Source organism: Isoptericola sp. F-RaC21, assembly GCF_038593535.1.
In the GTDB taxonomy this organism is placed as follows: Bacteria; Actinomycetota; Actinomycetes; order Actinomycetales; family Cellulomonadaceae; genus Isoptericola.
This window is the reverse complement of the sequence record NZ_JBCFYX010000002.1, coordinates 492970-506268: the sequence shown is the minus strand read 5'-3', so window position 1 is coordinate 506268 and position 13299 is coordinate 492970. Positions and strand designations below refer to the sequence as shown.

13 protein-coding genes are annotated in these 13299 nt (G+C 75.9%); 8 read left to right on the top strand and 5 right to left on the bottom strand.

Translation table 11 applies throughout. The features are described from left to right. Positions 1 to 7: 7 nt before the first annotated feature. From AAG589_RS07705 to AAG589_RS07690, 4 genes are all read right to left on the bottom strand, one after another. The gene (locus AAG589_RS07705; RefSeq protein WP_430566660.1) at positions 8 to 1201 is read right to left on the bottom strand and encodes a CynX/NimT family MFS transporter; all 1194 of its coding nucleotides are present in this window, start codon (positions 1199 to 1201) and stop codon (positions 8 to 10) included. Continuing rightward, on the bottom strand, positions 1198 to 1938 hold the full coding sequence (locus AAG589_RS07700; RefSeq protein WP_430566659.1) for a FadR/GntR family transcriptional regulator: 741 nt from the start codon (positions 1936 to 1938) through the stop codon (positions 1198 to 1200). The genes AAG589_RS07705 and AAG589_RS07700 overlap by 4 nt, the downstream gene beginning before the upstream one ends. Positions 1939 to 2001: 63 nt before the next feature. Then, complete coding sequence (locus tag AAG589_RS07695) at positions 2002 to 2640, bottom strand: MarC family protein (protein ID WP_430566658.1); 639 nt, start codon at positions 2638 to 2640, stop codon at positions 2002 to 2004. Continuing rightward, positions 2637 to 3500, bottom strand: a complete 864-nt coding sequence (locus AAG589_RS07690; protein ID WP_430566657.1) for a PHP domain-containing protein — start codon at positions 3498 to 3500, stop codon at positions 2637 to 2639. The genes AAG589_RS07695 and AAG589_RS07690 overlap by 4 nt, the downstream gene beginning before the upstream one ends. A 173-nt stretch (positions 3501 to 3673) precedes the next feature. Here AAG589_RS07690 and AAG589_RS07685 point away from each other — a divergent pair, with 173 nt between their 5' ends. From AAG589_RS07685 to AAG589_RS07675, 3 genes are all read left to right on the top strand, one after another. Next, positions 3674 to 4504: an alpha/beta fold hydrolase gene (locus tag AAG589_RS07685; protein WP_430566656.1), complete on the top strand. Its 831-nt coding sequence runs from the start codon at positions 3674 to 3676 to the stop codon at positions 4502 to 4504. Positions 4505 to 4571: 67 nt separating this feature from the next. Further along, on the top strand, positions 4572 to 6131 hold the full coding sequence (locus AAG589_RS07680) for an aminopeptidase P family protein (protein WP_430566655.1): 1560 nt from the start codon (positions 4572 to 4574) through the stop codon (positions 6129 to 6131). Between the two features lie 519 nt (positions 6132 to 6650). Continuing rightward, positions 6651 to 7247, top strand: coding sequence for a hypothetical protein (locus AAG589_RS07675; RefSeq protein WP_430566654.1), 597 nt, complete (start codon positions 6651 to 6653; stop codon positions 7245 to 7247). Between the two features lie 70 nt (positions 7248 to 7317). Here AAG589_RS07675 and AAG589_RS07670 read toward each other — a convergent pair whose 3' ends face one another. Beyond that, complete coding sequence (locus AAG589_RS07670) at positions 7318 to 8172, bottom strand: general stress protein (protein ID WP_430566653.1); 855 nt, start codon at positions 8170 to 8172, stop codon at positions 7318 to 7320. A 113-nt stretch (positions 8173 to 8285) separates the two neighbouring features. Between AAG589_RS07670 and AAG589_RS07665 the strand changes: the two genes are divergently transcribed. From AAG589_RS07665 to galK, 5 genes are all read left to right on the top strand, one after another. After that, the gene (locus AAG589_RS07665; protein WP_430566652.1) at positions 8286 to 9557 is read left to right on the top strand and encodes a magnesium transporter MgtE N-terminal domain-containing protein; all 1272 of its coding nucleotides are present in this window, start codon (positions 8286 to 8288) and stop codon (positions 9555 to 9557) included. Continuing rightward, positions 9550 to 10056, top strand: coding sequence for a DUF1003 domain-containing protein (locus AAG589_RS07660; protein WP_430566651.1), 507 nt, complete (start codon positions 9550 to 9552; stop codon positions 10054 to 10056). The genes AAG589_RS07665 and AAG589_RS07660 overlap by 8 nt, the downstream gene beginning before the upstream one ends. A 106-nt stretch (positions 10057 to 10162) precedes the next feature. Then, positions 10163 to 10744 carry an AAA family ATPase gene (locus AAG589_RS07655; RefSeq protein ID WP_430566650.1) on the top strand — a complete coding sequence of 194 codons (582 nt, stop codon included), beginning with the start codon at positions 10163 to 10165 and terminating at the stop codon, positions 10742 to 10744. 46 nt (positions 10745 to 10790) lie between these two features. Then, on the top strand, positions 10791 to 11957 hold the full coding sequence (locus AAG589_RS07650) for a P-loop NTPase (RefSeq protein WP_430566649.1): 1167 nt from the start codon (positions 10791 to 10793) through the stop codon (positions 11955 to 11957). A 74-nt stretch (positions 11958 to 12031) separates the two neighbouring features. Then, positions 12032 to 13273 carry a galactokinase gene (galK, locus tag AAG589_RS07645; protein WP_430566648.1) on the top strand — a complete coding sequence of 414 codons (1242 nt, stop codon included), beginning with the start codon at positions 12032 to 12034 and terminating at the stop codon, positions 13271 to 13273. Positions 13274 to 13299: the final 26 nt, after the last annotated feature.

Below are 13299 nucleotides of genomic sequence, written 5' to 3'. Positions count from 1 at the left end.
CGCCCGGTCAGCGCACGATCTCGTCGCGGCCGGCGAACCAGGCGGCCACGCCCTGCACCAGCGACGCCACCACGAGCAGCACGAGCGGCGCCGTCCACGAGCCGGTGGCGTCGTGCGCGACGCCGAGGCCGAGCGGCCCGCAGGCCGCCAGCACGTACCCGGCGCTCTGCGCCATGCCCGACAGCTCGGACGTCCGCGCGGCGTTCTCGGTGCGCAACGCCATGAGCGTCAGCGCGAGGCTGATGCCGCCGCCCTGCCCGAGGCCGAGCAGCACCACCCACAGCACGGCGGCGTCGGGGGCGAGGATGAGCCCCAGCAGGCCCGACAGGATGAGCGCGACGATGACGACGCCGAGCGCCCGCTGACGCCGCATGCGCCCGGCGAGCACCGGCGCGACGAACGAGCCGACGATGCCGAACAGGTTGGTCAGCGCCAGCAGCCACCCGCCCACCGCGATGCTCCGGCCGGAGGCGACGAAGATCTCCGGCAGCCACGCGTTCACGGCGTAGAACGACAGCGACTGGGTGCCCATGAGCACGGTGACGGCCCAGGCCAGCGGGCTGCGCCACACCGAGCGCACGGCGTCGGCGGGCGCGGCTCCCGGCGGCCGGAGCGGCCCGACGGGCCCGGCGCCCGCGGCACGCAGGGCGCGCGGGGCCCACACGACCGCCCCCAGGACGGCGAGCAGCCCCCACGACGCGAGCGTCGCTCGCCAGTCCATCCCCGTCGCCGTGGCGATCGGCACCGTGAGCCCCGCGGCGAGCGCCGCCCCGCCCGACAGGGCCATGGAGTACAGCCCGGTCATGAGGCCGACCCGGTCGGCGAAGTCCCGCTTGATGAGCGCCGGCAGCAGCACGTTGCCGAGCCCGATCGCCGACCCGACGGCGAGGGTCCCCAGCAGCAGCGGCGCGGTCCCGGGCACGAGGCGCAGCGCGAAGCCGAGGCACAGCAGCACGAGGCTGCCGAACAGCGCGCGCTCGAGGCCGACCCGGCGGGCCAGCCCGGGCGCCACGGGCGCGAGGATCCCGAAGCAGAGGACGGGGAGCGTCGTCAGGACGCCGCCGGCGGTGGCGCTGAGCCCCTCGGTGGCCAGGATGTCGCCCAGCAGGGGCGAGACGGCGACGACGCCGGGCCGCAGGTTGAGCGCGGCGAGGACGATGGCGAGGACGGCCCCCGCCCCGAGCGGGCGACGGAGGCTCACGCGTCCACCTCCGTCGTCGTGGCGGTCGCCTGGGCGACGAGGTGGGCGCGGACGGCCGCCATCGTCGCCTCGACGGCGCTCTCGGCGGCGTCCGGGTCCCCGGCGGCGACGGCGTCGACGACCTCGCGGTGGCCGGGCACGTCGCGGTGGTGGCGGCCGTGGGCGTCGGTCGCGAGGGTGCGGACGAGCACGTGGTCGATCCCGTCGTACAGCTCGGCGAGCAGGCCGTTCCCGGCGGAGCGCACGAGCTCGGCGTGGAACGCGATGTCGGCGGCCCGGAACTCGTCCTCGCCGCCCTCGCGGGCGGCGGCCTCCTGGGCGGCCAGCGCCGCCCGCAGCCCCGCGAGCGCCCCGGCGTCGTGCCGGCCGGCGGCCACCCGCGCCGCCCCGCGCTCGAGGACCGAGCGCACCTCGAGCACCTGCAGCGCGTCGGAGGTCCGCGCCCGGCGCCCGATGGCGGCGTCGAGGCCGCTGGCGGCCCGCACGTACGTGCCGTCGCCGCGCCGTGGCTCGAGGATGCCGGCGTGCTCCAGGGCGCGCACCGCCTCGCGGACGGTGTTGCGCCCGACGCCGAGCTGGGCGACGAGCTCGGGCTCGGCGGGGATGCGCGAGCCGACGGGCCACACCCCCCGCTCGACGAGGTCGGTCAGGTGCTCGACGACCAGCTCGGAGACCTTGCGGGGCGGGGCGATCGGCGACGTCATGGGCACGGCCGAGGGCGCGACGGGTTCGGACACCCAAAGACCCTAACATCCCATGTTTGCACGCGGCCGGGACCGGGCGCGGGCCGGACGGGTCCGCTACTGCGCCATCCTGACGAACTCGGTGACCGCGGTCGCGATCTGCTGCACCGCGATCGCGGCGAGCAGCAGGCCCGCGATGCGCGTCACCAGGGTGACGCCCGAGTCCTTGAGCACCCGGTGGATGACGTTCGCGAACCGCATCGCCAGGTACAGGCACACGTGCACCAGCACGATCGCCACGGCGATGGCGACGAACTGGGGCGCCGCGGCGTCGTCGGACACCCGGGTCTGCTGGACGAAGACCATCGTGGCGACGATCGCGCCCGGCCCCGCCAGCAGCGGCGTGCCCAGCGGGACGAGCGCCACGTTGACGCCCTTGTTGCCCGACGGCGTCGCCTCCTCCATCTTGCCGGTCAGCAGCTCCATCGCGACCAGCAGGAGGAGCAGGCCGCCGGACGCCTGCAGCGCCGGCAGTGAGATCCCCATGTAGTGCAGCACCTGCTGGCCGAACAGCGCGAAGACGACGATCACGCCGAACGCGACGAGGATCGCCTGGCGGGCGGCGCGGTTGCGCTGCTTGGCGCCCATGGCCGACGTCAGCCCGAGGAACACCGGGACCGTGCCGGGCGGGTCCATGATGACGAACAGGGTGACGAAGACCTCGGTGAACAACGCGGTGTCCAGCAGCGCGCTCACGGGCGGATCACGTCCAGCAGACCTCTTTCCTCGATCCGTGCGAGCACCTCGGGGGCCGTGGTGTGCTCCCCGATGCGGTTGAGCTTCCCGGTGCCGTGGTAGTCGCTCGAGCCCGTGACGAGCAGCCCCAGCTCCCCCGCCAGGCCGCGCAGCCGGTCGCGGGTGGCGGCGTCGTGGTCGCGGTGGTCCACCTCGAGCCCGGCCAGGCCGGCGGCGGCGAGCGCCGCGATCGTCTCCTCGCTCACCGTGCGGCCGCGCGCGCCGGCGCCCGGGTGCGCCAGGACCGGCACGCCGCCGGCGCCCAGCACCGCGCGCACCGCGGCGTCGGTGTCCGGGGCGTAGTGCGGCACGTAGTACCGGGCGCCGGGGTGCAGCATCGTCGCGAACGCCTCGTCCCGCGAGGCCACCACGCCCGCCGCGACCAGCGCGTCCGCGAGGTGCGGGCGGCCGACCGTCGCGTCGTCGCCCGTCTGGGCGACGACGTCGTCCCACGTCAGCGGGAAGTCCTCGGCCAGCCGCTCGGTCATGCGCCGGGCCCGGGTGAGCCGGTCGTCGCGGGTGCGCTCGCGCTCGGCGCGCAGGGCGGCATCGTCCGGGTCGTGCAGGTAGGACAGCAGGTGCACGCTGATGCTGCCGCCCTCGGTCGTGACGCGCGTCGAGATCTCCGTGCCCCGCACCAGCGCCACGCCGGTGGTCGCCACGGCCGCCACGGCCTCGGCCCAGCCGGCGGTCGTGTCGTGGTCGGTGAGGGCGACGACGTCGAGCCCGGCCGCGGCCGCCGCCTCGAGCACGCCGCGCGGGGAGTCCGTGCCGTCGGAGGCCCGCGAGTGCGTGTGGAGGTCGATCCGGGGCGGCGTCACGATCACCGATTCTAGGGAGCCCCGCGCGCCCGCACGCGCGATCCGGGGGCCGCGGCGGTGCGACGTCCGACACTCCCACGGCCCGCACCCGTGAAGGCGTCGGCACAACCTCTCCACCGCGCCCGCCGCCGCTGCCCCCGACACGCCCCGACCGGCAGGGCACGATCGTCGCGATGACTTCCCGCAGCGCCGACGTCGCCCCCACCCCGCCCGCCGACCCCGGGCCCGCACCGCAGCGGGCCGGGATCGTCTTCGTGCACGGCATGCGGACGTCGTCGGCCATCTGGGAGCGGCAGGTCGACCACGTGCGCGACGCCGGGCACGACGCCGTGGCCGTCGACCTCCCCGCCCACGGCGCGCTCCACCGCGAGCGGTTCTCCATGCCGCGCGCCTTCGAGGTGCTCGACGAGGCGGCCGGGTCGTTCGGCGCCGGGACGCCGGTGGTCGTCGTCGGGCTCTCGCTCGGGGGCTACACGTCGCTGGCCTGGGCGGCGCACCATGCCACGGCCGCCTCCGCACCGCCGCTGGCCGGCGTCGTCGCGGCGGGCTGCACGTCCGACCCCAAGGGCAAGCCCGTGGCGTTGTTCCGCGACGTCGCGCACCTCGCCGTCACCGGCACGACGGCGGTGCGCCGCGGCCTGCGCGACGCGTCCCTCGCCTGGCGCTCCGCCCTCACCGGCGGCCGGTCGCGCGCCGGCGGGCTCGAGGTCGCGGCGCTGCTGGGCGACGCCGTCCCGCGGCCCGGCTGGGGCATCGTCACCGACGCGCTCACCCACCTCGCGGGCCGCTCGTCGGTCGCCAGCACCCGCGCCCTGCAGGTGCCGGTGTGGTTCGTCAACGGGGCGCGCGACCGCCTGCGCCTCGAGGAGGCGCGCCACGTCGCCGCCGCCGACCGCGGCGCGCTCGTCGTCGTGCCGGACGCCGGCCACGACGTCAACTCCGACGCCCCGGACGCGTTCAACCGCGTGCTCACCCGGGCGCTGCACGACTTCGCGCGCGCCTGACGAGGGCCCTCGCCGACCGGGCGCCGTCCGGGCCCGGGCCCCCGCGCCGGGTGCGACACTGGGAACCATGACCGACACCACCCCCGTCGACGAGACCGCGCCCCCCGCCCCCGCGAGCACCGAGGACCGCGGCAGCAACCGTTCCCAGCGCCCCGTCTCGGAGGCGTTCAAGTCGTTCATCACCTCGCAGTGGGGCGAGCGCGCCGCCCTCGACGTCGAGCCCGGCGCGGCCGTGCCGTACACCGCCGAGCGCCGCGCGAAGCTGTCCGCCCGCTTCCCGGGCACCCGGCTCGTGGTGCCGGCCGGCGGGCTCAAGGTGCGCTCCAACGACACCGACTACCGGTTCCGCCCGCACTCCGCGTTCGCGCACCTCACGGGGCTCGGCACCGACCAGGAGCCCGACGCCGTGCTCGTGCTGCACCCGGTGGCCGACGGCGAGGGCGACCCCGACGGCCACGGCAACGGCACCCACCACCACGCCGTGCTGTACGTCCGCCCGCTCGCGGCCCGCGACACCGAGGAGTTCTACGCCGACGCCCGCTACGGCGAGTTCTGGGTGGGCGCCCGGCCGTCGCTCGACGACGTCACGACCCTCACCGGCGTCGAGGCGCGCCACGTCGACGAGCTGCGCGACGCGCTCGCCAAGGACGTCGGCGCCGACGGCGTGCGCGTGCTCGTGGTGACGGGCGCGGACGAGACCGTGGAGACGCTCGTCGAGGCCATCCGCGAGGAGGCCGGCGTCGAGGCGGAGGCCGAGGACGACCAGCTCGTCGAGGCCACCTCCGAGCTGCGCCTCGTCAAGGACGCCCTCGAGGTCGAGCACCTCCGCGAGGCCGTGGCCCGCACGATCGAGGGCTTCGAGCAGGTCGTGCCGGCGCTGCCGAAGGCCCTCGCGCACCGCCGCGGGGAGCGCGTCATCGAGACGACGTTCGACGCGCACGCCCGCCTCGAGGGCAACACCGTGGGCTACGAGACGATCGCCGCCGCGGGCGAGCACGCCACCACGCTGCACTGGATCACCAACGACGGCGTCGTCCGCTCCGGCGAGCTCGTCCTGCTGGACGCGGGCGTCGAGGTCGACTCGCTGTACACCGCGGACGTCACCCGCACCCTGCCCGTGGACGGCGAGTTCACGGACGTGCAGCGCCGGATCTACACCGCGGTGCTCGACGCCGCCGACGCCGCGTTCGCCGTCGCGAAGCCCGGGGCCAAGTTCCGCGACATCCACGCCGCCGCGATGGAGGTCATCGCCGCCCGCCTCGAGGAGTGGGGCCTGCTGCCCGACGGCGTCACCGCCGAGGTGTCGCTGTCCCCCGAGGGCCAGCAGCACCGCCGGTGGATGGTGCACGGCACCAGCCACCACCTCGGCCTGGACGTGCACGACTGCGCGCAGGCGCGGCGCGAGCTCTACCTGGACGGCGTCCTCGAGCCCGGCATGGTGTTCACCATCGAGCCGGGGCTGTACTTCAAGGCCGACGACCTCGCCGTGCCCGAGGAGTACCGCGGGATCGGCGTGCGCATCGAGGACGACGTGCTCGTCACCGCCGACGGCAACGAGAACCTGTCCGCCGCCCTCCCCCGCCGTCCCGAGGACGTCGAGGCCTGGATGGCGCGCCTGCGCGGCTGATCCGCTCCGCTGAGATCGGTCATCCGGTACGAGGTCGGTCGGGATCCCTGCCGACCTCGTACCGGATGACCGATCTCGTTCCCGTGGGGCGGAGCCTGCCCCCAGAAGGGACTCGTCCACAGGTCCGTCCTCGACGGCTCCGGCCCTGGGCGGCCGGCGCCATGCTCCCGGCATGGTCGAACCAGGCGAGGTCATCCTGTCCCGCGAGCTCTCCCGCCCCCTCCTCAGCCGTGCCCTCGCAGCGGGCGAGGTGGAGCGGCTGCGGTACGGCGCCTACCGGGTGCCGCCGCCGGCCGCTCCGCCCCGGAGCGCCGAGCGGTCCCGGGCGCTCGACGTCGCGATCGCCGTGCACCGGCAGCTCACCGCCCCCACGTGCTCAGCCACGAGACCGCGGCCCTGTGCTGGGGGCTTCGTCTGTGGCGCACGCCCGCCCGGACGCACGTCATCCAGTCGTACCGAGCCTCCGGGCATGCCTCGCGCGAGATCGCCCGCCACGTCCTCCACCTTCCCGGTTCCCACGTGACCACCCGGGACGGGCTTCCGGTGACGACGCTCGCGCGCACCGTCGTCGACTGCGCGCTGACGATGCATCCGCTCGAGTCCCTGGCGGTCGCCGACGCCGCGCTCCGTGCCGGGCACGGCCTCCGCGACGCACCCGGGATCCTCGCCGCGGCGCCGGCGCGGAAGGGCCGCGCCAGGGCGCGGTGGGTGCTGGAGCACGCGGAGACGGGCGTCGACTCGGTCTGGGAGACCTGGCTGCGGTACGTCTGCCTCCGTGCGGGGCTCCCGCGGCCGATCACCCAGGCGCCGGTCGTCACGAGGATCGGGGAGGTGCACTGCGACCTCGGGTGGCCGGAGTGGGACGTGCTCGCGGAGTTCGACGGCCGGGTGAAGTATCGCGACGGCGTCCTGCGCGACGACCACGACGGCACCACCGAGCTGCTGCGCGAGAAAGCGAGGTACGAGGCGATCCGGGAGGCTGGCTACGACCCCGTGCGTGTCATGGCGACGCGCGGCCGAGAGGTCTCGCAGCTTGTGGCGCGCATCGCCGCGCGGTTCCCAGCCGACGTCCGGCTGGGGTTCCGGGTCAACCCGCTCCTGCCGCCCCCGCCGTGAGATCGGTCATCTGGCGCGAGATCGGTCCGGATCTGGACCGATCTCGCACCAGATGACCGATCTCACCAGGTCAGGGCTGGGGCGGGCGGTACGGGTCGTCGTGCTCCGGCGCCTTCGGCTGCTCGGGGTCGCCCTCCTGCGGCTGCCGGGGCTCCGGCTGGTGCGTGCCCGGCTGCGGGCCCTGCGGCTCGGGGGTCTGCGGCTCGGGGGTCTGCGGCTCGGGGTTCTGCGGCTGTGGCGCCGGCGCGGGCTCCGTCGACGGGGCCTGCTCCTGTGTCGGCCGCATGGCGCCGTACCGCGGGGCGCCGCTGGGGGTGGTCCAGCGCGGGTCGGGGGTGCGCGGCGCGGCGGGTGCCGCGGGGGCGGCCGGGCCGCCGACGGCGGGCGCCCCGACCGGCGAGGTCGGCGCCGCGGTGGCCGCGCCGCGCCGCGCCTTGCCCAGCCCGCCCGGGGACTGCAGGAGCATGGACCGCGCGTCGCCGGCCTGCTCGGCGGCGCAGAGGATCGCGTAGGTGGACGCGACGATCTGCGAGGACGACGTGAAGTCACGACGCCCGCCGGTCAGCGCGTACGACAGCACCGAGAAGAGCAGCCCGAACCCGGCGCCCAGCCCGATGCCGACCAGCAGCACCCCGCCCGCGGCGGCCCCGCCGAAGAGGCTCAGCAGGAGACCGACGAAGAACCCGAACCAGGCGCCCGAGAGCGCGCCCGCGAGCGCCACCCGCCCGTAGGACAGCCGCCCGGTGACCCGCTCGACCATGCGCAGGTCGGTGCCGACGATGGTGACGTGCTCGACGGCGAACTTGTGGTCCGACAGGTAGTCGACGGCCTGCTGGGCTTCGAGGTACGTGTCGTACGCGGCGACCTCGTCCCCTGCCGGCAGGGTGGGGACGCGGGGCACGGCGTTCGGGCGGTTGAAGCTCATTCGCCCAGTCTGGCCCAGTCGTGGCCCCGGCACCACCACACCAGCCGCGCACGGCACGTCCTTGCGCGCCTCCTACCAGGACCGACGGAGCCGCCCCGCGTAGGCTGACCGACGTGAGCGTGGCAACCAGGGTCTTCGTGGCACGGCTCGCCGGCACCCAGGTCTTCGACCCGATCGGTGACGAGGTGGGGCGCGTGCGCGACGCCGTCGTGCTGGTCCGCGCCAAGGGGGCGCCCCGCGCGGTCGGACTGGTCGTCGAGGTCCCCGGCCGGCGGCGGGTGTTCCTCCCGCTCACGCGCGTGACGGCGATCGACGCGGGCCAGGTGATCTCGACGGGCCTGCTCAACATGCGCCGGTTCGAGCAGCGCGCGATGGAGTCGCTGGTGCTGGGCGAGCTGCTGGACCGCACGGTGCGGCTGGTGGACGGCTCGGGCGAGGCGATCGTGGAGGACCTGTCGATCACGCGCCAGCGCACGGGCGACTGGCTGGTGGACCAGCTCTTCGTGCGGCGCAAGCAGCCCGCGCGCGGCCTGTCGCTGCGCCGCCGGGGCGAGACGTTCGTCGTGCCGGTGGACGCCGTCACGGGGCTCGCCGGCTCCACGCAGGAGCAGGGGGCCACCAAGCTGCTGGAGGCGTACGAGGACCTGCGCCCGGCCGACCTCGCGGACGTGCTGCACGAGCTCGGCGACACGCGCCGCCTGGAGGTGGCGAGCGCGCTGGACGACGAGCGCCTGGCCGACGTCCTGGAGGAGCTGCCGGAGGACGACCAGGTCTCGATCGTGTCCCGCCTGGACTCGGGGCGCGCGGCCGACGTCCTGGAGGCCATGCAGCCGGACGACGCCGCCGACCTGCTGCACGAGCTGCCCGACGAGCAGGCCGCCCGCCTCCTGGAGCTCATGGAGCCGGAGGAGGCGAAGGACGTGCGTCGCCTGCTGTCCTACGACGAGGACACGGCGGGCGGCCTCATGACCACCGAGCCGGTGATCCTGGGCCCCGAGACGACGATCGCGACCGCGCTGGCGCAGATCCGCAAGCAGGACCTGCCGCCGGCGCTGGCGTCGATGGTGTTCGTCGTGCGGCCCCCGCTGGAGACGCCCACGGGCCGGTTCCTCGGCGTCGCGCACTTCCAGCGGCTGCTGCGCGAGCCCCCGCACGCGTCGGTGGGGTCGGTGCTGGACACGGACACGGAGTGGCTCACGCCGGACGCGCCCGTGGGCCGGGTGACGCGCCTGCTGGCGGCGTACGACCTGCTCGCGCTGCCCGTCCTCGACAGCGAGAAGCGGCTGCTGGGCGCGGTCTCCGTGGACGACGTGCTCGACCACATCCTCCCGGACGACTGGCGCGAGCACATCGACGAGAACCTCGAGGAGGTGCCGCGTGGCTGACCGCCTCGACCAGCCGAAGGAGTTCCGGCGCACCTTCATCCCCCGGCCGCAGATGGACCAGGACGCGGTGGGCAGGGCGACGGAGGCGATCGCCCGTTTCCTCGGCACCCCGCGCTTCCTCATCTACCTCACCGTGTTCTGCGCGCTGTGGCTCGTGTGGAACGCGTGGGGGCCCCAGTCGCTCCGGTTCGACTCGGCGTCGAACGGCTTCACGGCCCTGACCCTCATGCTGTCGCTGCAGGCGAGCTACGCGGCGCCGCTCATCCTGCTCGCGCAGAACCGGCAGGACGACCGCGACCGGGTCACCGCGGAGCAGGACCGGCAGCGCGCGGAGCGCAACCTCGCCGACACGGAGTACCTGGCCCGCGAGATGGCGGCGCTGCGGATCGCGCTCGGTGAGGTCGCCACGCGCGACTTCGTCCGGTCGGAGATCCGCAACCTCCTCGAGGAGCTGGACGAGAAGGGGCCGGAGCGCAGCCGCGACACCTCGTCGCCCTGACCGGGCGCGACGGCTCCGACCAGGGCCGACGCCGCCCGGACCCGCCCGATAGTCTGCGGGCGTCCAGGGTGTCCGTGGCGGGCGGGCGACGAGCGGAGGCGGACGCGTGGCGCGTCAGGTGGTGCTCGTCAACGGGCTGCCCGGCTCGGGCAAGACGACGCTCGCCGGCCCGCTCGCGAGCCGCCTGGGCGCGCCGCTGCTGGCCAAGGACGCGGTCGAGGAGGCGCTGGCCGACGCCGTCGGGCCCGGCTCCCCCGCGCTGCTGGGTGCCGGGCTCGTGGGGCCGGCGGCCATGGAGGCGGTCTGGCGGCTGGCCGCGGCCCCGCTGCCGCGCGTGGTCGTCGAGTCGTGGTGGTTCCGGCCGCGCGACCTGGACCACGCGCTGCGCGGGCTCGCGACCGCGGGGGCGGACGCCGTCGTCGAGGTCTGGTGCGACGTGCCGCCCGACGTCGCCCGGCGGCGCTTCGAGGCCCGCGCGGCGACGCGGCACCCCGTGCACGCCGACGGCCGCGGCACGGCCAGGGGCCGGGACAGGGACCAGGACGGGGACTGGGCCGCGTGGTCGGCCCGGGGCGCCCCGTTGGCGCTCGGCCCGGTGGTGCGGCTGGACACGACCGGCCCGGTCGACGTCGACGCGCTGGCCCGGCGCGTCACGACCGCGTTGTCCGGCAGGGCTGTCCGGTCGTGACCCACGACGCACCGGCGCCTCGGCCCGTCGCGCCTAGGATCGAGGCATGACCACCGGCTCCCCCGACGGCCCCGCACCGCTGGCCGACCGCGTCCGCACCGCCCTCGCCTCGGTGGTCGACCCGGAGATCCGCCGGCCGATCACCGACCTCGGCATGGTCCGGTCGGTCGACGTGCAGGACGGCGGACGCGTCGCGGTGGGCGTGGACCTCACGGTGGCCGGCTGCCCCATGAAGGGCACCCTGGTGCGCGACGTCACCGCCGCCGTCGAGGCGCTCGACGGCGTGACCGGGGTCGACGTGCAGCTCGGCGTCATGACCCCGGAGCAGCGGCAGGCGCTGCGCTCGCAGCTGCGCGGCGGCGCGGGCGACCCGGTGATCCCGTTCGCGCAGCCCGGCTCGCTCACGAAGGTGTACGCGATCGCGTCGGGCAAGGGCGGCGTCGGCAAGTCGAGCGTGACGGCGAACCTGGCGGCCGCGATGGCGGCCGACGGGCTGAACGTCGGGGTCGTCGACGCCGACATCTACGGCTTCTCCATCCCGCGGATGCTCGGCGTCGACCGCCAGCCCACCCGCGTGGACTTGATGCTGCTGCCCCCGATCGAGCACGGGGTGAAGGTCGTGTCGATCGGCATGTTCGTGCCCGAGGGCCAGCCGGTGGTGTGGCGCGGGCCGATGCTGCATCGCGCGCTCGAGCAGTTCCTCGCCGACGTGTTCTGGGGCGACCTCGACGTGCTGCTGCTCGACCTGCCCCCGGGCACCGGCGACATCGCCATCTCGGTGGCGCAGCTGCTGCCCGGCAGCGAGATCGTCGTCGTGACGACCCCGCAGGCCGCCGCGGCCGAGGTCGCGGAGCGCGCGGGCTCGATCGCCACGCAGACGTCGCAGGGCGTGGTGGGCGTGGTGGAGAACATGTCGTGGCTGGAGCAGCCCGACGGCACGCGGCTCGAGGTGTTCGGCTCCGGCGGCGGGCAGCGCGTCGCGGACCGGCTGGGCGCCACGCTCGGCACCGCCGTGCCCCTGCTGGGCCAGGTGCCGCTCGACGTCGCGGTCCGGGCCGCGGGCGACGACGGCACGCCGGTCGTGCTCTGCGACCCCGACTCCGCCGGCGCGCGCGTGCTGCGCGACGTCGCCCGCGCGCTGGCCGGCCGCTCCCGCGGCCTCGCGGGGATGCGGCTGAACCTCAGCCCGGTCAGCAGCCCGGTCAACGGCTGACCCGCGATACCCTCCCCCGGGCGCCTCGTCGGCGCCCGCCCCCGTCGTCCTGCCTGCGAAGGAGCTGTCCCGCCATGAGCACGCCCGAGTGGCTCGAGTCCTGGTCCGACGACGAGGGGGCGCGGCGCGTCCGCGACCTGTTCGCCCAGGTCTTCGGCGACGCCGACGGCGCGCCCGACGGCGTCTGGTCGGCCCCCGGCCGGGTCAACCTCATCGGTGAGCACACGGACTACAACGGCGGGCTGGCCCTGCCGACCGCGCTCCCCCACCGCACGTACGTCGCGCTGCGGCGCAGGGACGACGACGTCGTGCGCCTCGGGTCCGCGCAGGCGCCGGGCGAGCTGTGGTCGGCGCGCCTGGCCGACGTCGCGCCGGGCGCGGTGACGGGCTGGGGCGCGTACGTCGCGGGCGTCGCGTGGGCGCTCGCGCGGGACGGGCACGAGGTGGGCGGCTTCGACGCCGTCGTCGACTCGTGCGTGCCGTTCGGCGCGGGGCTGTCGTCCTCCGCCGCGCTGGAGTGCGCCGTCGCGGTCGCGCTCGACGAGACGGGCGGGCTCGGCCTTGCCTGCACCGACGCCGGGCGCGCCGTCCTCGTCACGGCGTGCGTCCGCGCCGAGAACGAGATCGCCGGCGCGCCGACCGGCGGCATGGACCAGGCCGCGTCGCTGCGCGCCACGGCGGGGCACGCGCTGCTGGTGGACTCGCGGCCCGGCCTGTCCGCGCTGGAGTCCGGCACGCCGGTGCCGTTCGACCTGGCGGCCGCGGGCCTCACGCTGCTGGTCGTCGACACGCGCGCGGAGCATGCGCTGGTCGACGGCCAGTACGCCGAGCGACGGGCCACCTGCGAGCGCGCCGCGGGGCTGCTCGGTGTCCAGACGTTGCGCGAGGTGGATCCGGGCCGCCTCGACGAGACGCTCGCCGCCCTCGCGCCGCACGACGCCGACGGCGTCCTGGCCCGGCGCGTGCGGCACGTCGTCACGGAGATCGACCGCACGGCACGCTTCCGCGACCTTGTCACGGCCGGGCGCGCCGGCGAGGTCGGGCCGCTGATGGTCGCGTCCCACGCCTCGCTGCGCGACGACTACGAGGTCTCGGCGCACGAGCTCGACCTCGTCGTCGACGCCGCGCTGGCCGCGGGCGCGCTGGGCGCCCGCATGACGGGCGGCGGGTTCGGCGGCTCGGCCATCGCCCTGGTGCGCGCCGACGAGGTCGACACGGTCGCGGCGGCCGTGCAGCGCGCGTTCGACGACGCCGGGCTGCGCGCCCCGGCGTTCCTCCTCGCCCCGCCGTCGGCGCCGGCGGGCCGCACCGCCTGACGGTCGCGGCGGCGCACCGCGGTCCC

Bases quoted from the DNA above. Each gene is read 5' to 3' on its own strand.
- AAG589_RS07680 (WP_430566655.1), top strand. From the start codon at position 4,572: ATGACCGACACCACCCCCGTCGACGAGACCGCGCCCCCCGCCCCCGCG.
- AAG589_RS07650 (WP_430566649.1), top strand. From the start codon at position 10,791: ATGACCACCGGCTCCCCCGACGGCCCCGCACCGCTGGCCGACCGCGTC.
- AAG589_RS07685 (WP_430566656.1), top strand. From the start codon at position 3,674: ATGACTTCCCGCAGCGCCGACGTCGCCCCCACCCCGCCCGCCGACCCC.
- galK (WP_430566648.1), top strand. From the start codon at position 12,032: ATGAGCACGCCCGAGTGGCTCGAGTCCTGGTCCGACGACGAGGGGGCG.
- AAG589_RS07670 (WP_430566653.1), bottom strand. From the start codon at position 8,172: ATGAGCTTCAACCGCCCGAACGCCGTGCCCCGCGTCCCCACCCTGCCG.